Genomic DNA, 24,774 nt, shown 5'->3' with positions numbered 1-24,774 from the left:
CGTCGTTGCGACCGCGGTTCTACGAGGGTTGCAGGTCGGGCGTTCCGAACGACTCCACGAAGGATTGGCGGTCGGAACGGGCCCGGGCCACCGAAGGCGGTGGACCGCACCCGATGGAGTAGAGGAAAGAAGCGCCAAGATGCCACAGGGAACGGTCAAGTGGTTCAACGCCGAGAAGGGCTACGGCTTCATCGAGCAGGACGGCGGCGGCGGGGACGTCTTCGTGCACTACAAGCAGATCCAGTCCAACGGCTTCCGCACGCTCGAGGAGAACCAGAAGGTCGAGTTCGAGGTCGAGCAGGGCCCCAAGGGCCCGCAGGCGCTCAACGTGCGCCCGCTCTGATTCGGCGGCACGCACCTCACAGACCCTCGTAGATCCGTTCCGGAGCTGCGGGGGTCTTGCGCTTTTCGCTCCCGGACGCCCCGGCCACGGCCTGGTGTCACGCTGCGCGCACATGCCTGGCCTAGTGTCGGGGTCGTGAGTCAGCTGTCCTTCTTCTCGGCGGAGTCGGTGCCCCCCGCGGTCACCGACCTCACCGGGATGCTCGCCGCCCCCGGGCAGGCGGTGCTGGTGGGCAGCGGACCCGAGCAGGCGGCGCGCCTGTCCGTGGTGGTGGATGCCACCTGGCGGGCGGCGGCACTCGCGGAGATGATCGCCGAGGCCGGCCTGACGCCGGAGATCGCGCGCACCGACGAACACACCCCGCTGGTGCGCACCGCGGTCGACCCGCGCCTGACGACCATCGCGGCCGAGTGGACGCGCGGCGCCGTCAAGACCGTCCCCGCGCAGTGGCTGCCGGGGCCGCGGCAGCTGCGGGCCTGGACCCTGGCCGCCGGCGCGCCAGAGGCCGACCGCTATCTCCTGGGCCTGGACCCGCACGCCCCCGACACGCACTCGGCGCTGGCCGCCGCCCTGATGCGGGTGGGAATCGCACCGACGCTGATCGGCACCCGCGGCTCCCGTCCGGCGCTGCGAATCAGTGGCCGCAGGAGGCTATCGCGCCTGGTAGAGAACGTGGGGGAACCTCCGGAGGACCCCGAAGCGTTCGAGGTGTGGCCGCGAGTGTGAGGCCTTCCGCCAGGTGAGCCGGTTTGCGTACGCTGCGGCGGAGTGCGAAATTGACAGTTGCCGTGAGCTGTGGTGCGAATGTGAGAACGTATTCCGAGCCACAACGGCAACGAAATGAAGTGGAGCGTGGACGAGGTTGGCTGACCAGAACGGTGGCAGCGGCAGCGGGAGAGTGCGGCGACTCGTCATAGTCGAGTCGCCCACCAAGGCGCGCAAGATTGCGGGCTACCTGGGCTCCAACTACATCGTCGAATCGTCGCGTGGCCACATCCGCGACCTGCCGCGCGCCGCGGCCGACGTGCCCGCGAAGTACAAGTCCGAACCGTGGGCGCGGCTCGGCGTCAACGTCGACGACGACTTCGAACCGCTCTACATCGTCAGCCCGGACAAGAAGAACACCGTCACCGAACTGAAGAGCCTGCTCAAGGACGTCGACGAGCTGTACCTGGCGACGGACGGTGACCGCGAGGGCGAGGCCATCGCCTGGCACCTGCTGGAGACGCTGAAACCGCGCGTGCCGGTCAAGCGCATGGTCTTCCACGAGATCACCGAGCCGGCCATCCGCGCCGCGGCCGAGAGCCCGCGCGACCTGGACAACGACCTGGTGGACGCCCAGGAGACTCGCCGCATCCTCGACCGTCTCTACGGCTACGAGGTGTCCCCGGTGCTGTGGAAGAAGGTGGCCCCGAAGCTGTCGGCGGGCCGCGTGCAGTCGGTGGCGACGCGCATCATCGTGCAGCGCGAGCGTGAGCGCATGGCGTTCCGCAGCGCCGGCTACTGGGACGTGTCCGCCGAATTGGACGCCAGCGTCTCGGACTCGGAGGCGTCGCCGCCGAAGTTCGTCGCCAAGCTCAACCAGGTCGACGGCAAGCGGGTGGCCAGCGGGCGTGACTTCGACTCGCTGGGGCAGGTGCGCAAGCCCGACGAGGTGCGGGTGCTCGACGAGGCGTCGGCGACCGGGCTGGCCGAGGGCCTGCGGGGCGTGGCGCTGCAGGTGTCGTCGGTGGAGCAGAAGCCGTACACCCGCAAGCCGTACCCGCCGTTCATGACGTCGACGCTGCAGCAGGAGGCGGGCCGCAAGCTGCGGTTCTCCTCGGAGCGCACCATGAGCATCGCGCAGCGGCTGTACGAGAACGGTTACATCACCTACATGCGTACCGACTCGACCACGCTGTCGGAGTCGGCCATCAACGCCGCGCGCAACCAGGCCGGGCAGCTGTACGGCGAGGAGTACGTCCACCCGACGGCCCGCCAGTACACCCGCAAGGTGAAGAACGCGCAGGAGGCGCACGAGGCCATCCGGCCGTCGGGCGACGTGTTCCAGACGCCGGGGCAGCTGCACGCGTCCCTCGACACCGACGAGTTCCGGCTCTACGAGCTGATCTGGCAGCGCACCGTGGCCTCGCAGATGGCCGATGCGCGGGGCACGACGCTGTCGTTGCGCATCTCGGGTGCCGCGCGGACGGGTGAGCAGGTCGTGTTCAACGCGTCCGGACGCACCATCACGTTCCCCGGCTTCCTGAAGGCCTACGTCGAGACCGTCGACGAGCAGGCCGGTGGCGAGGCCGACGACGCCGAGAGCCGGCTGCCGAACCTGACGCAGGGCCAACGCGTCGACGCGACGGACCTGATCCCCGACGGCCACACCACCAACCCGCCCGCGCGCTACACCGAGGCGTCGCTGATCAAGGCGTTGGAGGAGTTGGGCATCGGGCGCCCGTCGACGTACTCGTCGATCATCAAGACGATTCAGGACCGCGGTTACGTCCACAAGAAGGGCAGCGCGCTGGTCCCGTCGTGGGTGGCGTTCGCGGTGATCGGCTTGTTGGAGCAGCACTTCGGTCGGCTGGTGGACTACGACTTCACCGCGGCCATGGAAGACGAACTCGACGCCATCGCGTCGGGTAACGAGCGGCGCACCAACTGGCTGTCGAACTTCTACTTCGGTGGCGAGCACGGTGTCGACGGGTCGATCGCGCGGGCCGGCGGGCTGAAGAAGCTGGTGGGCGGCAACCTCGAGGAGATCGACGCTCGAGAGGTCAACTCCATCAAGCTGTTCGACGACGACGAGGGGCGTGCGGTCAACGTTCGCGTCGGCCGCAACGGGCCGTACCTGGAGCGGATGATCGCCGACCCGGACAACCCGGGTGAGCTGAAGCCGCAGCGCGCGAACCTCAAGGACGAGCTGACGCCCGATGAGCTGACGCTCGAGCTGGCCGAAAAGCTGTTCGCGACACCGCAAGAGGGCCGCTCGCTGGGGGTGGACCCGGAGTCGGGTCACGAAATCGTGGCCAAGGACGGACGTTTCGGCCCGTACGTCACCGAGGTGCTGCCCGCGCCGCCGGATGACGAGGGCGACGCCGGGGCCGGGGCGAAGAAGGGCAAGAAGCCGACGGGGCCGAAGCCGAGGACGGGATCGCTGCTGCGGTCGATGGACCTCGAGACGGTGACGCTGGAGGATGCGCTCAAGCTGCTGTCGTTGCCGCGGGTGGTGGGCGTGGATCCGGCCACCAACGAGGAGATCACCGCGCAGAACGGCCGGTACGGGCCGTATTTGAAGAAGGGCACGGACTCTCGCTCGCTGGCGACCGAAGAGCAGATGTTCGACATCACGCTCGACGAGGCGTTGAAGATCTACGCGGAGCCGAAGCGCCGCGGCAGGCAGGCGGCGGCCACGCCGCCGCTGCGCGAACTGGGCGTCGATCCGGTGTCGGAGAAGCCGATGGTGATCAAGGACGGCCGGTTCGGCCCATACGTCACCGATGGCGAGACGAACGCGAGCCTGCGCAAGGGCGACGACGTCATGTCGATCACCGACGCGCGGGCGTCCGAATTGCTCGCCGATCGCCGGGCCCGGGGGCCGGTGAAGAAGAAGGCCACCAAGAAGGCGCCGGCGAAGAAGGTCGTCAAGAAGGCCGCTGCCAAGAAGGCGCCTGCGAAGAAGGCCGCCAAGAAGGCGTAGTGGATCGCGGGCGCGCAAATTGGTGCGTTCGGGATGGTTCGGCGTGACCTACGGTGGAATGCACGGGCGTCGGTAAACTTCGCCACGTGCGCATTCGATCGGGTGGGGGTTCGGACGTGATGGCAGCGAGTGTGGGGGTGCGCTCATGAGCGTGCCGCCGCAGGGAGGCTGGAACGGCCCCGCTGGTCCGTCGAATGGGCCGGGTGGCGCTGGCTCTGGTGGGCCGTATGGGCCGCCGCCGCCGCCTCCGCAGGGGCAGTGGCCGGGTGGTCCGTCCGGTCCCTCGGGTGGGGGTTCGTCCGGCGGGTCAATGAAGTGGCTGCTGATTGCCGTCGCGGTGTTGTTGGTGATCGGGATCAGTGTGGGTGCGACGTTGTTGTTCACGCGTGGTTCTGGTGGTGGCGGGTCGACGCCGACGTCGGGGGCTGCCTCGGACATTGCCAGTGCCAATGACACGGGGCCGGTTTCGATCATTACCGATGAACCGACGTGTGATGCGTTCATCGGACTCAACAACGCGCTTGGCGACGCGCAGCGAAACGGATGGGCTGAGAGCCGTGGCACGCTTGGACCTGTTTCTCAGTGGACGCCGGAACAGCGGCAGCAAGTCGATGCTGTAGCGACGGCAATTCGGAACGCATCTGACCAGATGGTCGGCTTGGCTGAGCGAACACCGCACCGGGTAATGCGTGAGCTGTACATGCAGTTCATCGCGTTTGGTCGCGCGTATGCGGACAGCGTGGTTAACTACGTTCCCGACGACGATGCACTCGCCACAGCGAACGTCAACGCGAGTTCAGCTATTTTCGGCATCTGCCGAGCGATCGAAACTGGTGCTGCAAACCGATCAGTTGCCGTTAATCCTGCGGATCCGCCCTCAGGCGTTGGCGAATTACATAGCGGCGATAGCCCTGGAAGGCTTCTTGCGACAACGGGATCGCCTCTCTGGTGTAATTCTTGGAACCAGCGGGTGCAACAAGTCACCGACGACACTGCAGAATGGGAGAAATTGGATTCGTCGGTGCCGGCCACAGATTGGGCGCCAGATCGCAAAGCGCTCGAATTGGCAGCGCAGGGCCAGCTCAAGGCTTTTGCTATCGATATCGACAAACTTGGCAGATCGAGCGAAGATCCGATCTTGGAAGACTTCACTTCGACTGCGGCGATCTATTTCAAGGCTTACGCGAGCATCGGCGATCGATACCAATCCGTCGACAGTTGGCTGAGTTACGTGCCATTCCGCATCACAAATCTCATATCCTCGGCTTGCGCCGCTCCAAAGGAATAGCTCGTTATGAGTATCGCTCGGCCGACAGACGGCGAACGCGGCAGGATGACGCGGCCGCCTGATGCTTGGCCTGAGATCGATGAAGGCGCTTTGGATTCGAAGTCTCGGCAGTTGATAGCTGTGCAGAAGTCAGTGGACTTTGTGCTGGATGGTTGGAGAAACACTTCGACGAAGCTTTTCGACGGTCGAACTTGGTTTGGCTCGGCGTCAAACGCAGCGAACGCTTCAGTTCAGTCTCACGTGGAGCGACTGGGGAACTTATCGGACAGTCTTCGCGCGGGGAGCGATTTTTACAGCTCCGCTTCGTCTACGGTGGTGGCGGCTAAAAATCAGATTATTCAGCTTTGCGACTCAGCTCAGGCTGCGATTGACAGCTTGAACGACGTTCAATTCGATAATTCGTCGCAGCGAGACCAGGCTGTCGATTGGATCGTAAGTCAAGCCTTCCAGGCAAACTGTCAGACCGTATCTGCTGCCGCGCAGGCCGTGAAGACGGGTAGTTCTTTTTCGAGCCGAACGCTGCCAACGTCAGATGAACTCCGCCAAGGTGCCCTCTCCGCTGTAACACCAAAAAACGGAAGTGTGCCGCAAACAACCTCGAATGCGCCGAGGGGGGTTGGAGAAAATCAAAACGCAAGTCCACAACATATCGTTCAGCAGCGGCCAATAGGGGGCGCGGAAAAGACCGATGCCCCGTCTGCGAATGCGGACCAGCCTAAAGGATCGAGTTCTAGCACCTCGAGTCAAACCGAGACTGCGCCTTCGCGGGGTGTCCACAGTGGCGCTAACAGCACGCAGACCGGAGATCCGACGCAAGGATCGGCCGCGGCGGCTCCTACGCGTGGTGCCGCACCTCCTTCAATTACGCCCCAGATCTATCAGAACCCGGGTGGTCCGCAGGCTACGCCTCACACTGACAATGGATCGCAGGTCGGAGGCCCGAGCGTAAACGCGCCAGCTACCCGTACGCCCGCGTATAGCGGCGGTTCGCAGACTTCCGGTGGCTCGACCGGTAGCGCTACTGCGTCAGGCGGCGGCAGTTCTTCGGGCAGCGGATCCTCTCCGAGTTCAAGCTCTTCAACAGGAGGCGCTGCCGGTACCTCGGACAGCCGAGCGGGTTCATCCGACGCTGCCAAGGACGCCCAAGAAGGTGCCGGCGCTGGCGGCGGTCAGGGTGGTGGCGCTGATTCGGGCGCTCGTGGGGCGGGGACTCCAGACTTGGCGAAGGCGATGGAGCATCCGACCGTTCCGGCGGCTGCTCAGCCGACGGCGCCTGCCGCCGCGAGTCCGTTGCCTCCGGTGACCTCTCCCGAAATGCCCATCGACCAGGCTGCGGCGACCACGAATTCCCATGGTGCAGCGGGCGCTTCGGCTGGGGGGGCCGCCGGCGGGGGCAGTGGGCTGGGCGCTGGTGGTGGTGCTGGTGGTGGTGGGATGCCGAGTGCGCCGCCGATGTCGGGTGCGCCGGCGATGCCGTTGGGTGCTCCCGCGACGCCGACTCCTGCCGCTCCGTCGGCGCCGGGTGGCGGAGGGGCCGCCGCGGCGTCCGCGGCCGGTACCGGTGGTCCTGGCGTGAATCCGGCGTCGACTGGCAGGGTCGATTCGGCTGCGGCTGGTGCGGCGCCGGTGCCGGTGTCGGCCGCGCGGATGGAGCGCGACGCTATTTCGTCGGCGGCCGCGGGTGGGGCGATGGGACGCAAGCGCAACAACGGCAACGCGGCGTTGATCGCGGCGCGTCGGATTGCGGCCGCGTTGAACATCGGTGTGGCGGACTTCGGGTTCTTCTGGGTCACCGGTCTGACCGCTGACGGTGCGATCGTCGTGGCGAATTCGTATGGGCTGGGCTATATCCCGGAGGGCGTCAACTTGCCTGAGCAGGTGGTGATGGCCACCGCTGATGAGTCGATTCTTCCGACGGAACGTGCGCGGTGGGCGACCTATCCGATTCTTGCGATTCAGGGGTGGGCGCAGGCCCACGAGCAGAAGCTGCGGGCCGTGATCGCCACCGAGGAGCAGTTCGCGAGTTTCGATCCGGGTGCTGCGAAGATCGTCCTCAAGCCCGATGACATTCCCGAATCCGGCCAGATGCAGGGGCGTTCGCGTCTGACGGTCATCTCTCCGCAGGCGGCCGCACGCCTTGCCGAGGTTCCGGATGCGGCTCTGATGGAGCTGTTGCCGCCTGCGCCTGCGGATGCCAGCGGGCCTCAGGACAAGTCGAATGCGTTGTGGTTCGAGCTGATCAAGCCGTTGATGAGTACGGCGCCAGAGCGTATCGGTATTCATCTGCAGGCTTTCGTGGCCTACGCCGAGCACGCGCAGGAACTCGCCCTGCATCGCGCGCACGTGGCCACCGAGGCGGCGGCGCAGCGCGCGGCCATCGCCGATTGGGTGTATTGGCAACACCTCTCGGTGTTGATGGGGGAGGCCACCGACAGCGACGCCAAGGTCTGACGCGCCCGTCGAGTGTGCATCTGACGGCGCGACACGCCGTTGGGGTGTCGATGGATCCAGATTCGAAGTCGGGTTGGCTACGCGCGCATGAATGACGCCGACCCGGGGACACTTCGCCACTGTGTGGTGACGAATCGTCTGTGGCCGCCGAAGTCCGCGCGTTCGCGAGTGCTTGCGTGATCTGCGCTGGAATGATCGGGCGTCGGTAAACTTCGCCACGTGCGCATTCGATCGGGTGGGGGTTCGGACGTGTCGGCAGCGAGTGTGGGGGTGCGCTCATGAGCGTGCCGCCGCAGGGAGGCTGGAACGGCCCCGCTGGTCCGTCGGATGGGCCGGGTGGCGCTGGTGGGCCGTTTGGGCCGCCGCCGGGGTTTCAGCAGGGGTACGGGCAGCATGGTGCTCCGGGCGGCGGGTATCCGCCGCCTCCGCAGGGGCCGCAGGGGCAGTGGCCTGGTGGTCCTTCGGGTCCGTCCGGCCCTTCGGGTGGGGGTTCGTCGGGCGGGTCGATGAAGTGGCTGTTGATTGCCGTGGCGGTGCTGTTGGTGATCGGGATCAGCGTGGGTGCGACGTTGTTGTTCACGCGTGGTTCCGGTGGTGGTGGGTCGACGCCGACGTCGGGGGCTGCCTCGGACATCGCCAGTGCCAGTGACACGGGGCCGGTTTCCATCATTACCGATGAGCCGACGTGTGATGCCTACATCTCAATTAGTAATGGCGTCGCAGCCGCACAGGCGAAGGGCTGGTCCGACGGGCGGTCGTCGCTCGGACCTTTACCTATGTGGACAGCAGACCAAAAAACACAGGTCGAAGCGGTCGTCACAGCCTTTAAAAATGCGTCTTCTCAAATCGCGCCACTTATCAGGAAAACTCCGAATAGGGTCGTCCGCGAATTGTACGAACAGTACGTCGCGTTCAATGCGCTTTACGTGAAGAGCGTTGACAACTACATTCCTTTTGACAACTACTTCGCATCCGCTTCTGTTAGCGTCGGCAATGCCTTGTCGGGAATCTGCAACACTATCGAATCAGGCGCTACGAGTAGGTCTTTGCTCGTCAAGTCGCCAGACGCACCTGATATAACTGCTGAACCCTCCGCGGAAGCAACAGATGTCCAGCCATTCGTCACTTCCGCTAATGGCGCATGTACCGAGCTGACATCGGCGCTGGACGAGTTCAACAGTCAGTCGTCGCCTGAATGGCAAAACCGAGACGGGGGCCTTCCCGGCTCACAATGGCCGCCAGAGAGGAAAGCCGTTGAGCAGCGTGCTCGGTCGCAGTTGACGTCGCTGATTGACAGTATGAATAAGGCGGCTGATCGGAGTGACAATCCGCCGTTCGTGGACTTTGCTCGGACATCGTCGTTATATATCCAGGCTTACGTTCAAGTAGGCGAGGACTATGTCGAATCCGACGGGTGGCTCGTTTATACTGGCTTCCGCATTGCTAATGCCATATCCGCGGCTTGTCAGGCTATGAACAGGTAAATTCTGGTGAGCGTTGGCCGTCCAACCGCGCCTGACCGCGGTGGCATAACTACTTCGCTTGAAGCTTGATCAGAGTCGGGCGAGTCGAGTTACGCATCTCCTCTGCCGCCCTCGGTAGGGCTATTAGCGTGCTATATGGGCAGATTAAAAAAATTTTTCTATGTCGTCAGACGCAATTTCTTGATGGCAGAATTGTTGGGAGTGACGGCGAAGCAGCAGCTGTTCAAAGATGAGCGATATCGACTCAAGGATTGGTGAGGCACCGCCATTTCATCGCTACGCGTGTCTCACGATCACGTGAGGGATGTCTGACCTCGTCGCGATCTCGAACGCTGCGCAAGGCGTGGGTTGACGACTTGAGAAGTCAATTGGGTGCTCTCCGCAGGCGGCGGCACGCCTGTCGGCGGTGCCGGACGCCGCGTCGATGGAGTTGTCGCCGCCCACGCTTGCGGATACCCGTGGGCCGCAGCAGCACAAGTCGAATGCTCGGTGGTTTGAGCTGATCAAGCCGTTGATGAGTGCGACTCCAGAGCGTCTTGGCATTCATCTGCAGGCCTTCATCATCTACGTCGAGCACGCTCACGAACTCGCGCTGCGTCGCGCACACGTGGCCACCGAGGCGGCCGCGCAGCGGGTGGCCATCGTCGATTGGCTGTATTGGCAACACCTCTCGGTGCTGATGTGGAAGGCGATCGATAGCGACGCGACGGTTCGACGCGCCGTCGAGTGTGCGGGTTGAGTGACGCGACACGCCGATTTCGCGACGAGAACCCCCACATTCGACGCACGCCCGCCGCCGAGTGTGCATCTGACGACGCGACACGCCGGGGAAGCGTCACGAGACGCACACTCGAGCGGCCTCCACATCCGGAGAGGCCCCCTACTGCACCTCGGCGTCCGACACCGGCACGTCACTCCCGGAAACCACGCGCCCATCCCGACGCGGCGGCTTCACCAGCGTCATCGGGCGCGCGAGTTGCGTCGGGGCGATGCGGCCGCGCAGTTCCACGATCTCGCCGACGTCCCAGCACAGCGCCTCGGCGTCCAGCGCCCCGCTGACCGCGATCGCCGACGCCAGCACGTGGCCTTCCTCCAGCTTCGCCAGCTCCGTCAGCCGCGCGGCCTCGTTCACCGGGTCGCCGATCACCGTGTACTCGAACCGGGCCTGCGCGCCGATGTGGCCCGCGATGGCCCGGCCCGCCGAGACGCCGATGCCGAACTCCGTCTGCTCCAGCACCACGATCAGGTCGTCGTGCAGTTCGCGGGAGGCGGCCAGGGCGGCGCCGCACGCATCCGGATGTTCGATGGGCGCCCCGAAGATCGCCAGCGCCGCATCGCCCTGGAACTTGTTGACGAACCCGCCGTGCCGGTTCACCGTGTCCACCACTACGCGGAAGAAGTCGTTGAGCAGGCTCACCACCTCGGCCGCCGGCCGCGTCGCCGCCAGCTGCGTCGACCCCACCAGGTCCACGAACAGCACCGCCACGTCGCGCTCCTGGCCGCCCAGCTCGGTGCCGCGCTCCAACGCCCGCCGGGCCACGTCCTCGCCCACGTACCGGCCGAACAGGTCCCGCAGCCGCTGCCGCTCGGCCAGATCTCGCACCATGTCGTTGAACCCGGCCTGCAGCAGGCCCAGCTCGCTGGCGTCGTAGATCTGCATGTGCGCGTTGTAGTTGCCGCGCTGCACCTCGCTCAGCGCCCACCGCAGTTGCCGCAGCGGGTCCGCGATCGACATGGCCACCAGCAGCGTCCCCGCCAGACCGATCACCAGCGCCGCGATGGCCAGCAACAGCAACGGCGTGTTCAGCCGGTCGGCGGGCGCGGTGAGGATCTCGTAGCGGCTGGCCACCAGCGCCAGCACGATCGACAGGATCGGCACGCCCGTCGACAGCACCCACGTCAGCATCTGCCGCTGGATGACGCCCGCCGCCCGGTAGTTCGTCGGCACGCCGCCGCGCAACGCCGCCACCGCGACGGGCCGCAGCACCCGCTCGGACTGCAGGTAGCCGATGATGGCGGTCGCCGTGGCGCCCAACGCCGACGCCACCGCGACCACGGGCGCCGAGCGACTGGCCACCGGCCAGCTCGCCACGATGAACACGATGGACCCCAGGCACCAGTTCGACACCGAGATGAGCGAGCGGTACCACGGCATGCGCAGCGCCCGGGCGCGCGCGAGTTCGGTGACGCCGGCGTCGCCGTCGCCCAGCAGGGTGTCGCGGCGCTGCCAGCGAATGACTGGCAGCAGCAGACGCAGCGTCAGATAGGCGCCCACGGTGAACGAGACGAACAGGTAGCCCAGGAAGATCGCCAGATTGACCAGCGGCAGGTCCTGCAACTGCACGCGGTCCTCGGGCGGCAGCCCGAACCGCAGGAAGCCCAGGACGAACAGCGCGCCGATGATGTCGGCCTGCAGCATGCCCAGCGTGAACACCGGCCACGGCGTGCGCGCGACCCAGCGGACGAATCCCGTGATTCGTCCGATCGGCTGGGCCAGCGTGGTCACGCGTCAACCGTAACGGTCGAAGCTGACCCGCAACGTCGCTGTCGGTGAGGAAGATGTCGGTGTCGGCACTAGGGTTGAACGCGATGAGCGGGGTGTTTTCGCGCCTGGTAGGCCAGGATGCGGTGGAGCGGGAACTGGTGGACGCGGCCATCGCGGCCCGTGGTGATTCGGCTCACAGGTCGGACGTACCGACGTCCACCGGCACCATGACGCATGCGTGGCTGGTCACGGGGCCGCCCGGCTCGGGCCGCTCGATCGCCGCGCTGTGCTTCGCCGCGGCGCTGCAGTGCACGTCGGACGGCGTCCCGGGCTGTGGCGAGTGCCGCGCCTGCACCACCACCATGGCCGGCACGCACGCCGACGTCCGCCGGGTGGTTCCGGAGGGACTGTCCATCGGCGTCGACGAGATGCGATCCATCGTGCAGGTGGCCTCCCGGCGGCCCGGGACGGGGCGCTGGCAGATCGTCGTGATCGAGGATGCCGACCGCCTCACCGAGGGCGCGGGCAACGCATTGCTCAAGGTGGTGGAGGAACCGCCGCCGTCGACGGTGTTCCTGCTGTGCGCGCCGTCGGTGGACCCCGAGGACATCGCGATCACGCTGAAGTCCCGTTGCCGGCACGTGGCGTTGGTGACGCCCAAGCAGGAGGCCATCGCCCAGGTGCTCGTCGAGACCGACGGGCTGTCGGAGGCCGACGCGCGCTGGGCGGCGTCGGTCAGCGGCGGGCACGTCGGGCGCGCCCGACGGCTGGCCACCGACGAAGAGGCGCGTACCCGGCGGCAACGCGCGTTGGGCCTGGCCCGCGACGCCGCCACCCCGTCGCGGGCGTACGCGGCCGCCGAGGAGCTCGTCGCCACCGCCGAGGCCGAGGCCAAGGCCCTGACCGCCGACCGCAACGAAGAAGAGACCGAGGAACTGCGCACGGCGCTGGGAGCGGGCGGCACCGGCAAGGGCGCCGCGGGCGCGATGCGGGGGACGGTCGGCGCGCTCAACGCGCTGGAGCGGCGGCAGAAGTCCCGGCAGACCCGCGCGTCGCGCGACGCCCTGGACCGCGCGCTGATCGACCTGGCGACCTACTTCCGCGATGCGCTGGTGGTCTCGGCCGGCGCCGGGCCGGTGCAGCCGAACCACCCCGACATGGCGGAGAAGGTGGCCGCGATGGCCGCGCACGTGCCTCCGGACCGGCTGCTGCGCTGCATCGAGGCGGTGCTGCAGTGCCGGGAGGCGCTGGCCACCAACGTCAAGCCGAAGTTCGCGGTCGACGCGATGGTGGCGACCATCGGGCAGTCCCTGCGCGGCTGACGGGCCGAATTGGTCGGTGGCCGCGGCTGCCGTAGACTCTGCTGCGCCCACAGCGGTGCTCGTCCACGAGTGCTCCGGTAGGCACGCCGCCTTAGCTCAGTCGGTAGAGCGATTCACTCGTAATGAATAGGTCGGGGGTTCGATTCCCCCAGGCGGCTCCACGCAACCTCCAGACGCGGTCACTTCGGCGCCAGGTATCCCACCGGTCCCGACGCCACGCACACCGACAGCGCCGAGGTGTTGGCCCGCACGTCGATGGCGTCGCCCGCCCCCGGCAGCCGCACGAACACCCGGTTCAGGCCGGGGCGCACCGGCACCTTCACGTCGACCCCCTCCGACAGCGACAGCGTCATGGACCCGTCGCTGTTGGCCAGGTAGTTCACCTCGGCGGTCCAGTCCGACGGCAGCAGCGGACCGTCCAGCGGGATGGTGGCCGGCGCGTCCGGCTGCACCAGGTACCCGCAGTTCGGCAGCGGCCCCTGCTTCATCGACCGCACCCACGTGACCTGTGCGGGCAGCAGCCGCCCCGACATGTCCAGCATGCGCAGATCGGTGGTGCTCGAGGCGAACTCGGGCCGCTGGGGTGTCAGCGCGAAGACGTGGCTGGCCAGGTTCTCCGGCCACTGGATGCGCTGCAGGATCAGCGGGTCGACCTCCTGGTCCAGCATCGGTGCGGCCGACTCGCGCGCGGCCGTGGCCAGGGACGCCGCCCCCGTCCGCAGGTAGGACTTCGTGGGGTTGTCCTGCCAGATCCGGTCGAACGTGACGGTCGAGTACAGGCTCGAGGCGACGAACAGCGCGGCGAGCGCGGTCAGTGCCGCCGCGCGGGAAACCGACCGGTCCAGCGCCGGCGACTCCCGGTTGGGGGCGCACAGTCCCACGGCCAGCAGCAGCGCGAGCACCACCACCAGGTCCGGCAGGTAGCGCAGCGCCTGCGCCAGTTCCAGCGCGGTGAACTGCGACGACCGCATCAGGTAGATCGGCACCTGGCACGCGACGACGTAGCCGACGGCGCACGCCCACACCGGCACGATGCGCTGCTTGCGCGTCAGCGACACCGCGAGCACCGCGGCCAGCGCCACCCAACCCAGGGTGCGCACCGCCACCCCCGGTGTCGCCCACGGCGAGGCGGGCGCCCACCGCTGCCAGTCCCACGGCCCGCCGACCAGGCCGGGCACGATGCCGTGGGTGACCGACCGCACCAGCAGGTCCCACGTCATGCCGAGGTCCAAGGTCCAGCGCTGCTGATCGACCACCAGCAGGTACACGACCACCCACGCGGCCAGCACCGCCGCCGCCGCCAGCCACAGCGACCGCCCGCGCCGCCACACGTCACGCCAGCCGAACTCGCCGGTGACGTGGCCCAGCAGCGCCGTCACCGCGAACGCGACGAACGGGATCACGGCGGACTTCTCGAAGAACGTCAGCGCCACCAGGAACGCCAGGGCGCCGGACACCGCGTACCGCCGACTGCCGGTGCGCACCAGCAGGATCGCGTCGGCCGTCGTCCAGGCCAGCGCGGCGATCATCGGCAGCGCGTTCAACGCCGCCGCCCACCACGCGAACGCCGGCAGGCCCAGCGGGGTGAACAGGGCAAAGGTCAACGGCGCCAACAGCACTGGGCGCCACCCCAGGATGACGTGCAGTGCCCGCAGCAGCGCCACCGACGCGATCAGTTGCAGCACCACCAGGCTCACCGCGGGTCCCACCCAGTTCAGCGGTGCCAGATGCGTGATGACGCCCGCCACCAGGAACGCCCCCGGCATGACGTGGCCGTCGTGGTCGTCGAACAGATAGCCCGGCGACAGCAGCGGTTGCGTGCCCGCGCGGCCGGTGAGGATCAGGTCGTCCCAGTAGAAGTAACCGTGGGCCGCCAGGACCGCGCGCACCGCCAGCTGCGCGACGATCAGCGCGACCGCCGCCAGCGGAACCCACGCCAGCGGAACCCACGCCGGCGGAACCCGAAGGAGGCCCCGTCGCCCCACGCCGGTTCGCCACGTCACGGTGCACGACTGTACGTTGCGCGGCCGCACCCCCGACCGCCCTCGGTATGGTGACCCCATGCGAACACTGGTCACGGGAGCCGCGGGTTTCATCGGATCGACGCTGGTAGATCGCCTGCTGGCCGACGGGCACAGCGTGGTGGGGGTCGACGACCTGAGTTCGGGTCGCAGCACCAACGTCGCCGCCGCCGAGCGCAGTGACGCGTTCGAGTTCGCCAAGGCCGACATCGTCGACGCCGACCTGATCGGCCTGCTCGCCGACGTCCAGCCCGAGGTGGTGTTCCACCTGGCGGCCCAGATCTCGGTGAAACTGTCGGTCGACGACGCCGAACGCGACGCCGACGTCAACGTGGTGGGCACCGTGCGGCTGGCCGAGGCCGCCCGCCGCGCCGGCGTCCGCAAGGTGGTGCACACCAGTTCCGGCGGGTCGATCTACGGCAAGAACCCGCCCGGGTATCCCACCACCGAGGACATGCCCGTCGACCCGTCGTCGCCGTATGCGGCGAGCAAGGTCTGCGGCGAGGTGTACCTCAACATGTTCCGCAACCTGTACGGCGTGGACTGCAGTCACATCGCTCCGGCCAACGTCTACGGCCCGCGGCAGGATCCGCACGGCGAGGCGGGCGTGGTCGCGATCTTCTCGCAGGCGCTGCTGGCGGGGCGGCCCACGAAGATCTTCGGCGACGGCAACGACACCCGCGACTACGTGTTCGTCGACGACGTGGTGGACGCGTTCGTCCGGGCCGCCGGCGACGCCGGCGGCGGGCAGCGCTTCAACGTCGGCACCGGCGTGGAAACGTCCACGCGCCAGCTGCACACCGCCATCGCCGCGGCCGCGGGCACGCCGGACCAGCCCGAGCTGCACCCGCCGCGTCTCGGCGACCTGAAGCGCTCGCAGCTGTCCTACGAGCGGGCGCAACGCGTGCTCGGGTGGACGCCGAAGGTCGCGTTGGCCGACGGCATCGCCCGTACGGTCGACTTCTTCCGCGAGGACTGACCGCCGGGGCACGGGACAGCGTGTTTCCCCTCGGGCTGGTCGCTGGTCGCTCGATGGGCGCCCAGCAGGTGCGCATGCTGCGGATCCATCTGAGCGCCACCACGTTCCTGTACGCGGCAGGCGTGGCGCTCACGCTGTTCCCGGTGCGTGACCACGTGACGCTGTCGAACCCGGTCGGAGGCATCGTCGCCGTCGTCCTCGGCGTCGCCGCGTTGGCGTATCTCGCGGTGCGCCCGCAGCGGCCGTTTCCCGCGGCCGTCGCCGCGATCGTCGCCACCCCCGTCGTGATGGCCTTTCACGTGCTGACCACCGCGGTGTTCTCCTGTCTCATCGCGGCGATGTTCCTGGCGATCTACCTGCGGGCGTTCCATCCGCCGCGGGTGGCGTGGACGCTCGTCGTGATCCTCACCGCCGCATGCCAAGTCGCGCTCGCGGTGGCGCCGGCACCGAAGGCCGTCACCACCTACCTGATCATCCCCGTCGCCATCGTCGGGGTCGCCGAGTCGTTCGGCGTGGTCAGCCGCGGCTTGGTGACCGCCGCGTGCACCGACCCGCTGACCGGGCTGCTCAACCGCGCGGGGTGGGAGATCGCCACCGCGGAACTACTGGCCCGCTCGCGCGGCACCGTCGTCTCGGTGGCAGCGCTGGACCTCGACGGGTTCAAGCGAATCAACGACACTCGCGGGCACGCCGCCGGTGACGAGCACCTGGTGGCCCGCAGCAGGACGTGGAGCGCGCTGGCCCCGCGCGGTGCGGTGCTCGCGCGGCTGGGGGGCGACGAATTCGCGGTGTGCATCGTTGCCGCCGACGTGCACGCTGCGCAGCGGTTCGCGCAGGCCGTGCGGGACCGCACGCCCGACGTCAGCGTCGGCCTGGCGTCAGCGCCCGTGGCGGGTGCTGACGTCGCCGCGCTCATGGCCGCGGCCGACGACGCGCTCTACGCCGAGAAGCGCAAGTGAGACAGCGCTTTTCGGGTCAGGCTTTTCGGGCGCGGCTATTCGGGCGTGCTCGGTGCGCGCGCCCCCTCGAGCGCGACCGCGCGGGCCAGCTGGGCGTACTTCAGCTCGAGGTCCTTGAAGCGCAGGTAGGTGCTCAGGGTGGTGAACAGGAACACGATGATCAGGGCGTACCCCAGCAGGTCCGAGCCGCGTGCGACGCCCAGCCAGTTGGCCACCACCGTGGTGTCGTCGGGGCGGACGATGGCGTACACCGCGGCGATCACGAACGTCACGTAGCCGAGCTTCACCCACGCGCGGGCCTGCGCGCTGCGCCGCGATCGCAGCAGGTACACCAGCAGCGTCAGGATGGCCACGATGAGCAGCACCTGGATCCAGTTCATCGGCGCATCCTTCCGCGCATCAGCCCGTCGAAGACGATGTTGACGCCGTTGACGAGCGACTGCCCCTTCGACATCGAGTAGTCGGTGTAGAGGATCTCGACGGGTTCTTCGGCCACCCGCCAATGGTTTTCGACGATCAGCGAGATGAACTCGCTGGCGTGGCTCATGCCGTTCATCGTCAGGTTCAGGCCGTCGGCGACGGTGCGGTTGAACACGCGCAGCCCGTTGTGCGCGTCGGTGAGGCCCAGCTTGCGGCTGGCGGGCGTGAGCTTGGCGATGAGGGGGAACAGCACGCGGCGCAGCGCGGGCATCCGTACCGGAACCTCGCCGCCGAACCGCGTGCCGACGACGATGTCGAGGTCCTCGGTGGTCAGGCGGTCGATCATGCGCACGACGTCCTTGACGCGGTGCTGGCCGTCGGCGTCGAACGTCGCGAACACCGCGGCGCCCGGCCGGCTGCGGGCGTACTCGACCCCGGTCTGGATGGCGGCGCCCTGGCCGAGGTTCACGGGGTGGCGCACCAGGTGCGCGCCTGCGCGCAGCGCGCGCTCGCCGGTGTCGTCGGCGCTGCCGTCGTCGACGCACACCACGTTGGGGAACATCGCCCGGACGTCGGTGACGACGTCGGCGATGACCGTGGCCTCGTTGAACGCGGGGATCACGATCCACACGTCGCGGTAGGGGGTGTCTGGGATGTCGATGCGCACAAACTACACCGTCGAGCTGGCGTAACCCGGTCCGCGCGCGGCACCAGACGTCGCGACGTGCGGCGCGACGGCCGGCGGTGGCCGGCGCCGCGGTCGCCTACCCGCGCGCCCGGCTCAACGCCACCAGGTGCACGACGATGCCGACGACGGGGCCGCTGGTCAGCGCGACCACGGTGCGCGTCTCCAGGTCCAGCGGCAGCAACAGCAGCAGCGCCGAGGCCAGCGTCGCGCCGATCCAGCCCGCCGCGTACGCCCGGTGCAGGGCGGCGGCCACCGCGGCCGCACCGGTGAGCGTCAGCAGCGCGATCGCGATCGCCGCGGTGGTGAACCACGCCAGCAGTGGGCCGGGGGCCCGGTACTGCGGCCCGAACGCGACCTCCAGCAGCCAGGGGCCCGCCAGCCCGGCGACCGCGACGGCCACCGCCCCCAGCCCCAGCACCACCGCCGTCGGCATCAGCAGCGCGCGCAGCCGGGCGGCGCGCTGGTCCACGAAGTGCGCGATGAGGTTGCCCTGCATGGCCGTCAGCGGCACCAGCAGGGGCGCGCGGGTCAGCGTTACCGCCAGGATCACGACCCCGCCCGCCGCGCCGAGGTCGGCCGAGGTGGCCTTGAGCAGCACGGGGAAGCCCATGACCAGGATGGCGCTGGCGCCGGCGGCGGCGATCGAGTGCGACGCGCCCCGCAGGAACGTGCCGACGGTCCCGGGGGTCAGTTCGCGCGCGGCGGCGCGCGCGGCGGGGGAGGCCAGCAGCAGCACCAGCCACGCCACCGACCCGGCCACCGTGGCCCACAGGTAGCCGACCAGGCCCCAGCCCAGCAGGAACGTCGCGATGGCGACGGCGACGCGCCCGAAGGCGTCGCCGACGATCAGCGTGCCGTACTCGCTCCACCGGTTCACCCCGGCCAGCACGCCCAGCAGGGTGGCGTGCATGCAGAACCCGGCGATGCCCGCCGCGAGCAGCGCCACGCTGAGCAGCCGCGCCTGGCTGAACACGTGGGCCGACCACAGCGGCGCCGTGACGCCCACCAGCAGCGCCGACCCGATGCCCACCAGCAGCGCCACCCGCAGCGGCCGGGTCCGCGGGCCGCCCGGCGGCGCCTCGTGGGCCTGACGCACCTCACGCGTCGACTCCTGCAGTAGCCCGTTGGCGGCGCCGGCCAGCAGCCCGAAGGCGCCCCAGAACACGGCGAACACCGAGAAGCCTGCGGGTTCGAGGTTGCGGGCGGCGAGGTAGAGCACCGCGTAGCCGCACACCGCGCTGACGACCGTGGCCGCTCCCACCCGCACGACGCTGCCGCGGGTGACGGGGCCCTGGGCCGGGACCGGCGCGGCGCCGTCGGTCACGAGGCGGGGAAGGGGGGCAGGGCCGTGGAGTACAGCCACGCCTGCCACAGCGGACGCAGGGAGGTGTCGGCGTAGTTGGCGGCCAGCCCGGTGAAGTCGTCGGTGACGGCCGTGGCGTGGCGGTGCCGCGCCGTCCAGTCGCGCAGCAGGCGGAAGAAGCTCTCGTCGCCGATGGCGCGGCGCAGCGCGTGCAGCGTCACCGCGCCGCGCTTGTACACGCGGTCGTCGAACATGTCGCGCGGTCCGGGGTCGGACAGCAGCAGGTTCTGCGGCGCGGCGGCCAACTTGCCGTGGTAGTGCCTGGCGCATTCGTCGGCGGTCTGGCCGCCGGAGTGTTCCGACCACAACCATTCGGCGTAGCAGGCGAATCCCTCGTGCAGCCAGATGTCGCGCCAGCGCCGCGCGGTGACGGAGTTGCCGAACCACTGGTGGGCGAGTTCGTGGGCGATGAGCCGTTCGGCGCCGCGTTTGCCGTCGCAATGGTTGGCGCCGAAGATCGAGATGCCCTGGGCCTCCAGGGGAATCTCGAGGTCGTCGTCGGTGACGACGACGGTGTAGCCGCTCGCCAACGGGTAGGGCCCGAACAGCTTGACGAACAGCTTCATCATCTGCGGCTGCCTGCCGAAGTCGTGCTCGAAGACGCGCGTCAGCCTGCCGGGCAGTGCGGCGTTCATGGGCACGGGCGTCTTGGCCAGCCGGACCGCGTCGTACATGCCGATCTGCAGCGTGATCAGGTACGTCGACGTGGGTTCGGCCTGCTCGAACGTCCACGTGGTCATGGCGGCCCTGGTGCGGGTGCCCAGCAGCTCGCCGTTGGCGACCACGCGGTAGGGGTTGTCGGTGCTGACGACGATGCGGTAGCTGGCCTTGCTGCTGGGGTGGTCGTCGCAGGGGAACCAGGACGCCGCGCCGTTGGGTTGGCCCGCCACCAGGGCGCCGTTGGTGAGTTCCTCGAATCCGACGTCGCCCCACACGGATCGGATGGGCCGGGGGTTTCCGGAGTAGCGCACGTCGACGGTGAGCGCGGCGCCGGCGGGCAGCGCGGCGGCCAGTTCCACGTGCAGCTTGTCGCCGGTCGTGCGGTAGGAGCGGGGCCGTTTGCCGTTGACGGTCACCTTGGCCACCGACAGGGTGTGCGCGAGGTCGAGGGTGAACGTGCGCAGCGAGGCGAGCGTGACGGCGGTGATGCGTGCCGATCCCGTGAGCCGGTTGGCGCTGACCTTGTATTCGACGTCGAGTTCGTATCGCGACACCCGATAGCCGAAGTTGCCGTTGCCGGGCAGGTAGGGGTCGATCACGGGTGGGGTGCGCTTGGCCGCCTTCTTCGAGACCGCCTTCACGCGGCGGACTTCTTCGGCTTGGCGGCGCGGTCGCGCTTCTTGCGCACCGGGTTCCACGGCGAGATGGGGTTGCCCTGCCAGCGGGTGTGGGCGGGTACCTCGTCGCCGCGCATGACGAGTGACGCGGGGCCGACGATGGCGCTCTCGCCGAGGCGTGCGGCCGGCAGCGCGACGCAGTGCGGGCCCAGCGTGGCGCCGTCGTCGAGCACCACGGTGTCCATGCGCATGATGCGGTCGTGGAACAGGTGGGTCTGCACGACGCAGCCGCGGTTGACGGTGGCGCCGGCGCCGAGTGACACCAGGTCCGCCTCGGGCAGCCAGTACGTCTCGCACCACACGCCGCGCCCGATGGACGCGCCGAGGCCGCGCAGCCACAGGTTCATCACGGGCGTGCCGCTGGCGGCGCGCGCGAACCACGGGGCGGCGACGGTTTCGACGAACGTGTCCGAGACCTCGTTGCGCCACACGAACGACGACCACAGGGGGTGTTCGATGGCGCGTATCCGCCCGATCACCAACCACTTCGCCACCACGGCGACGGTGCCTGCGACGGCGCCGGCGACCAGCAGCACCAGCCCGCCCAGGAGCGCCGCCCAGCCGTAGCCGTGCGCCGCCGCGAGGTATTGCAGCGAGCCGAGCACGGCGACGCCGATCGCGAAACTGACGATCAGGGGGACGACCCGGCACGTCTCGACCAGCCCGCGCAACACCTTGAGCTTGGTGGACGGGTGGAACGTGCGCAGCGCGTCGGCGGCGGTGGGCTGGCGGCGCAACCGCACGGGCGGGCTGCCCAGCCACGACGAGCCGGCCTTGGCCTTGTGCGGCGTGGCCGACAGCACGGCCACCAGCCCGTCGTCGGGGACGCGGCGGCCAGGCTGGGTGATGCCCGAATTGCCGAGGAACGCCCGCTTTCCGATGACCGCCTTGGCGACGTGGATCCAGCCGCCGCCCAGTTCGTAGGACGCCACCATGGTGTCATCGGCGAGGAAGGCGCCGTCGCGGACCTCGGTGAACTTGGGTGTCAGCAGTGCCGTGGAGATCTCGGTGTCCTTGCCCACCGTGGCGCCGAGCAGCCGCAGCCACCACGGCGTCAGCAGGCTGGCGTAGACGGGGAACAGGTAGTCGCGGGCGGCGTCCATGAGCCGTTCGGTGGCCCACAGCTGCCAGCCGACACGGCTGCGCACGGGGTGGTAGCCCTCGTCGAGCCCGATGGCCAGCAGGCGGACGCCGGCGACCGTGATCGCGGCGTAGACGACGACGGCGACGAGGGTGGCGACGGGTGTCCACAGCAGCGCGGGCAGTGCGGCGTCGGCGAGGCTCTGGGTGCCGTGCACGCCCCACACCAGTACGGCCAGCCCACTTCCCAACGCCAGCAGCGGGATTCCGCCGAGGAGCAGGGACGTGATGCCGTACATCGCGACCCAGAACGGGGCGCGCGGCGGGCGTTCGTCGGGCCACGGGTGGCGGGCCTTGCCGGACTTCATGGCCGGTGAGCCCTTCCAGTACTGCCCGGCCTTGACCTTGCCGACGACGCCGGATCCCGCTGCCACGTCGGCGTTCTTGCCGACGACGGCACCCGGCAGCAGCGTGGTGCGCGATCCGATGGTGGCGTCGTTGCCCACCTCGATGGGTCCCACGTGGAACAGGTCGCCGTCGATCCAGTGGCCGGTGAGGTCGACCTCGGGTTCGATGGAGCAGCGGTGACCCAGGGTCAGCATGCCGGTGACCGGCGGGGAGGAGTGCAGGTCGACGCCCTTGCCGACCTTGTTGCCGAGTGCGCGGGCGTAGTACACCAACCATGGTGCGCCCGCCTGGTTCTCGGCGCCGCTGGCCTCCCCGAGGCGCTCGGCGAGCCACACGCGCATGTGCACGGACCCGCCGCGCGGGTACGTGCCGGGTTCGAGGGTGCCGACGAGCATGCGGGCGGCGGCCACCGCGATGCCCATGCGGCCCAGCGGCGTGACGAACAGCAGGAACCCGACGAGCACCCACCACCAGCTGATGGGGGTGGCCCAGGGCACCAGCCCGTAGTGGGCGGTGACGTTGTTGAGTGCCGCGAGCCACACGATCCACTGCATGCCGGTGAGCGTCGCCAGCGGCACCGAGGCCAGCACCTGGGCGAACTGGGTGAGCGGCGCTACCGGCGTGACGGTGCGTTCCTCGATCTGCGGGGGCGGGTCGAGTTCGTCGAGGTAGCCGGCCAGCGACCCGAGCCGCGGGTGGTCGTAGAGGTCGGCGACGGTCACCTGGGGGTACTTGGTGCGCAGGGCGGCGACGAGCTGCGCCGCCGACAGCGACCCGCCGCCGAGGGCGAAGAAGTCGGCTCCCGGGCCGTCGATGGGGGCGGCCAGGACGTCGCGCCACAGCCCCGCGAGCCAGCCCATGGTGCCGCCGAGGTCGGGGTCTTCGGCGCCGACGTCCTCGACGGGCCAGGGCAGCGCGTTGCGGTCGACCTTGCCAGAGGTCCGCGTGGGCAGTTCGTCGACGAGGACGAGGCGCGGCACCAGCGCGGCGGGCAGCGATTCGGCCAGCGCGGCCCTGGCGGCGCCGAGGTCGAAGGCCGGGTCGGCGCTGGCGACGTAGCCGACCAGCAGCGGCGTGCCGCTGGCGGTGCGTCGCACGGCGGCCGCGCCGCCGCTGACGCCGGGCAGGTGCACCAGCGCCGCGTCGACCTCGCCCAGTTCGATGCGCCTGCCGCCGACCTTCACCTGGTCGTCGGCGCGGCCCTGGAAGTACAGCCCGTCGGACTCGAGGCGCACCAGGTCGCCGCTGCGGTAGGCGCGGGCCCAGCCGAGCGTCGGCATGGGGGCGTACTTCTCGGCGTCCTTCTCGGGGTCGAGGTAGCGGGCCAGGCCGACGCCGCCGATCACCAGCTCGCCCACCTCGCCGAGGCGGACCGGTCTGCCGTCCTTGTCGACGACGGCGAGGTCCCATCCGGGCAGGGGCAGCCCGATGCTGACGGGGGCGTTGCCGCGCAGCGGGGCCAGGCACGCGACGACGGTGGCCTCGGTGGGACCGTAGGTGTTCCACACCTCGCGGCCGTCGACGGCCAGCCGCTCGCCGAGTTCGGGTGGGCACGCCTCGCCGCCGAAGATGAGCAGGCGGACGGCCTCGAGCGCCTCGGCGGGCCACAGGGCGGCCAGCGTCGGCACCGTGGAGACCACCGTGATGTCGCGTGACACCAGCCAGGGGCCCAGGTCCATGCCGCTGCGCACCAGGGAGCGCGGGGCGGGCACCAGGCAGGCGCCGTGGCGCCAGGCCAGCCACATCTCCTCGCACGACGCGTCGAAGGCCACCGACAGCCCGGCCAGGACGCGGTCGCCGGGACCCAGCGGGTTGTCGCGCAGGAACACCCGGGCCTCCGCGTCGACGAACGCGGCGGCGTTGCGGTGGGTCACGGCGACGCCCTTGGGGGTGCCGGTGGAGCCCGAGGTGAAGATGATCCAGGCGTCGTCGCGCGGCGTCGGGTGGTCGGCGCGCCAGCCCCGGGACGAGCCGTGCCCGCGGATCAGGCCCCGTTCGGTGATGACGCCGACGACGCCGGCCTCGCCGAATACGAGGTCGGCGCGTTCGTCGGGATCGTCGGCGTCGACGGGGACGTAGGCGGCGCCTGCGGCCAGAGTCGACAGGATCGCGGTGTAGAGGGCGTAGCTGCCCGACGGCATCCGGATGCCGATGCGGTCGCCGCGGCCGATGCCGCGCGCGGCCAGCCACTCCACGCTCTCCTCGACGTCGGCGATCAGCTCGGCGTAGGTGAGCTGGACGTCGCCGTCGTCGATGGCGGGGGCGTCGGGGTAGCGCTGCGCCGTCGCGTACAGGACGTCGACGAGCGTGCGGGGCGGCGGCGCGGACTCCGACAGCAGGTACTGCGCGGGGACGTCCGGACACAGCTGGTCCCCGCGGTGCTCCTGGTGTCCCTGCTCGGTGGTGATCGGTCCGCTCCTCACATCCGCTGCCAACGCCGTACCAACCTACTGATCCG

General features: G+C 69.1%; 17 protein-coding genes and 1 tRNA gene. 11 read left to right on the top strand and 7 right to left on the bottom strand.

Going from position 1 to position 24,774, the window contains the following annotated elements; translation table 11 throughout:
- Positions 1-139 precede the first annotated feature (139 nt).
- The 7 genes from AC30CM_RS20695 (at position 140) to AC30CM_RS20665 (ending at position 9,993) form a co-directional block, all read left to right on the top strand.
- Positions 140-343 carry a cold-shock protein gene (locus AC30CM_RS20695; RefSeq protein WP_490118787.1) on the top strand — a complete coding sequence of 68 codons (204 nt, stop codon included), beginning with the start codon at positions 140-142 and terminating at the stop codon, positions 341-343.
- Between the two features lie 135 nt (positions 344-478).
- Positions 479-1,069 (top strand): hypothetical protein, encoded by a 591-nt coding sequence (locus AC30CM_RS20690; RefSeq protein WP_490118786.1) that lies wholly within the window; start codon positions 479-481, stop codon positions 1,067-1,069.
- A 136-nt stretch (positions 1,070-1,205) separates the two neighbouring features.
- Entirely contained in the window at positions 1,206-4,031 is a 2,826-nt protein-coding gene (gene topA / locus AC30CM_RS20685; protein ID WP_490118785.1) for a type I DNA topoisomerase, read from the top strand.
- Between the two features lie 310 nt (positions 4,032-4,341).
- Positions 4,342-5,319 carry a hypothetical protein gene (locus tag AC30CM_RS20680; protein WP_490118784.1) on the top strand — a complete coding sequence of 326 codons (978 nt, stop codon included), beginning with the start codon at positions 4,342-4,344 and terminating at the stop codon, positions 5,317-5,319.
- A 1,572-nt stretch (positions 5,320-6,891) separates the two neighbouring features.
- Positions 6,892-7,770 (top strand): secretion protein EccK, encoded by an 879-nt coding sequence (locus AC30CM_RS20675; RefSeq protein WP_490118783.1) that lies wholly within the window; start codon positions 6,892-6,894, stop codon positions 7,768-7,770.
- Positions 7,771-8,276: 506 nt separating this feature from the next.
- Positions 8,277-9,254, top strand: a complete 978-nt coding sequence (locus AC30CM_RS20670; protein ID WP_490118782.1) for a hypothetical protein — start codon at positions 8,277-8,279, stop codon at positions 9,252-9,254.
- Positions 9,255-9,621: 367 nt separating this feature from the next.
- Positions 9,622-9,993 (top strand): hypothetical protein, encoded by a 372-nt coding sequence (locus AC30CM_RS20665; RefSeq protein WP_490118794.1) that lies wholly within the window; start codon positions 9,622-9,624, stop codon positions 9,991-9,993.
- Positions 9,994-10,134: 141 nt separating this feature from the next.
- Here AC30CM_RS20665 and AC30CM_RS20660 read toward each other — a convergent pair whose 3' ends face one another.
- Positions 10,135-11,760 carry an adenylate/guanylate cyclase domain-containing protein gene (locus tag AC30CM_RS20660; protein WP_490118781.1) on the bottom strand — a complete coding sequence of 542 codons (1,626 nt, stop codon included), beginning with the start codon at positions 11,758-11,760 and terminating at the stop codon, positions 10,135-10,137.
- A gap of 83 nt (positions 11,761-11,843) precedes the next feature.
- On the opposite strand from AC30CM_RS20660, the gene AC30CM_RS20655 reads away from it, so the two are divergent.
- Together AC30CM_RS20655 and AC30CM_RS20650 are read left to right on the top strand one after the other, a co-directional pair.
- On the top strand, positions 11,844-13,061 hold the full coding sequence (locus tag AC30CM_RS20655) for a DNA polymerase III subunit delta' (RefSeq protein WP_490118780.1): 1,218 nt from the start codon (positions 11,844-11,846) through the stop codon (positions 13,059-13,061).
- A gap of 85 nt (positions 13,062-13,146) precedes the next feature.
- Positions 13,147-13,222 (top strand) — tRNA-Thr (locus AC30CM_RS20650).
- A gap of 18 nt (positions 13,223-13,240) precedes the next feature.
- On the opposite strand, the gene AC30CM_RS20645 is transcribed toward AC30CM_RS20650, so the two are convergent.
- A complete protein-coding gene (locus AC30CM_RS20645; RefSeq protein WP_490118779.1) occupies positions 13,241-15,157 on the bottom strand; it encodes a hypothetical protein in 1,917 nt (638 codons plus the stop codon).
- On the opposite strand from AC30CM_RS20645, the gene AC30CM_RS20640 reads away from it, so the two are divergent.
- The gene (locus tag AC30CM_RS20640) at positions 15,123-16,061 is read left to right on the top strand and encodes an NAD-dependent epimerase/dehydratase family protein (protein WP_490118778.1); all 939 of its coding nucleotides are present in this window, start codon (positions 15,123-15,125) and stop codon (positions 16,059-16,061) included. The genes AC30CM_RS20645 and AC30CM_RS20640 overlap by 35 nt on opposite strands.
- A 53-nt stretch (positions 16,062-16,114) precedes the next feature.
- Positions 16,115-17,020 carry a sensor domain-containing diguanylate cyclase gene (locus tag AC30CM_RS20635; RefSeq protein WP_490118777.1) on the top strand — a complete coding sequence of 302 codons (906 nt, stop codon included), beginning with the start codon at positions 16,115-16,117 and terminating at the stop codon, positions 17,018-17,020.
- Positions 17,021-17,055: 35 nt separating this feature from the next.
- On the opposite strand, the gene AC30CM_RS20630 is transcribed toward AC30CM_RS20635, so the two are convergent.
- The 5 genes from AC30CM_RS20630 to AC30CM_RS20610 all read right to left on the bottom strand — a co-directional run bounded on the left by AC30CM_RS20630 (position 17,056) and on the right by AC30CM_RS20610 (position 24,724).
- Positions 17,056-17,400 carry a DUF2304 domain-containing protein gene (locus tag AC30CM_RS20630; protein WP_490118776.1) on the bottom strand — a complete coding sequence of 115 codons (345 nt, stop codon included), beginning with the start codon at positions 17,398-17,400 and terminating at the stop codon, positions 17,056-17,058.
- Complete coding sequence (gene ppgS, locus AC30CM_RS20625) at positions 17,397-18,101, bottom strand: polyprenyl-phospho-N-acetylgalactosaminyl synthase PpgS (protein ID WP_490118793.1); 705 nt, start codon at positions 18,099-18,101, stop codon at positions 17,397-17,399. The genes AC30CM_RS20630 and ppgS overlap by 4 nt, the downstream gene beginning before the upstream one ends.
- Before the next feature lie 103 nt (positions 18,102-18,204).
- Positions 18,205-19,452 (bottom strand): polysaccharide biosynthesis protein, encoded by a 1,248-nt coding sequence (locus AC30CM_RS20620; protein ID WP_490118775.1) that lies wholly within the window; start codon positions 19,450-19,452, stop codon positions 18,205-18,207.
- Positions 19,449-20,792: a M1 family metallopeptidase gene (locus AC30CM_RS20615; RefSeq protein ID WP_490118774.1), complete on the bottom strand. Its 1,344-nt coding sequence runs from the start codon at positions 20,790-20,792 to the stop codon at positions 19,449-19,451. Before AC30CM_RS20615 ends, AC30CM_RS20620 begins: the two co-directional genes overlap by 4 nt.
- Positions 20,789-24,724, bottom strand: coding sequence for a Pls/PosA family non-ribosomal peptide synthetase (locus AC30CM_RS20610; protein WP_490118792.1), 3,936 nt, complete (start codon positions 24,722-24,724; stop codon positions 20,789-20,791). Before AC30CM_RS20610 ends, AC30CM_RS20615 begins: the two co-directional genes overlap by 4 nt.
- Between the last annotated feature and the right edge of the window lie 50 nt (positions 24,725-24,774).

Source organism: Mycobacterium sp. DHQP2018-32-09, assembly GCF_058148405.1.
This window is presented reverse-complemented; position numbering and strand designations above follow the sequence as displayed.

Excerpts from the sequence above, each read along its gene's own strand:
- AC30CM_RS20635 (WP_490118777.1), top strand. The coding sequence starts at position 16,115 with ATGGGCGCCCAGCAGGTGCGCATGCTGCGGATCCATCTGAGCGCCACC.
- AC30CM_RS20630 (WP_490118776.1), bottom strand. The coding sequence starts at position 17,400 with ATGAACTGGATCCAGGTGCTGCTCATCGTGGCCATCCTGACGCTGCTG.
- AC30CM_RS20640 (WP_490118778.1), top strand. The coding sequence starts at position 15,123 with ATGCGAACACTGGTCACGGGAGCCGCGGGTTTCATCGGATCGACGCTG.
- AC30CM_RS20695 (WP_490118787.1), top strand. The coding sequence starts at position 140 with ATGCCACAGGGAACGGTCAAGTGGTTCAACGCCGAGAAGGGCTACGGC.
- AC30CM_RS20655 (WP_490118780.1), top strand. The coding sequence starts at position 11,844 with ATGAGCGGGGTGTTTTCGCGCCTGGTAGGCCAGGATGCGGTGGAGCGG.
- AC30CM_RS20670 (WP_490118782.1), top strand. The coding sequence starts at position 8,277 with ATGAAGTGGCTGTTGATTGCCGTGGCGGTGCTGTTGGTGATCGGGATC.
- AC30CM_RS20645 (WP_490118779.1), bottom strand. The coding sequence starts at position 15,157 with ATGAAACCCGCGGCTCCCGTGACCAGTGTTCGCATGGGGTCACCATAC.
- AC30CM_RS20680 (WP_490118784.1), top strand. The coding sequence starts at position 4,342 with ATGAAGTGGCTGCTGATTGCCGTCGCGGTGTTGTTGGTGATCGGGATC.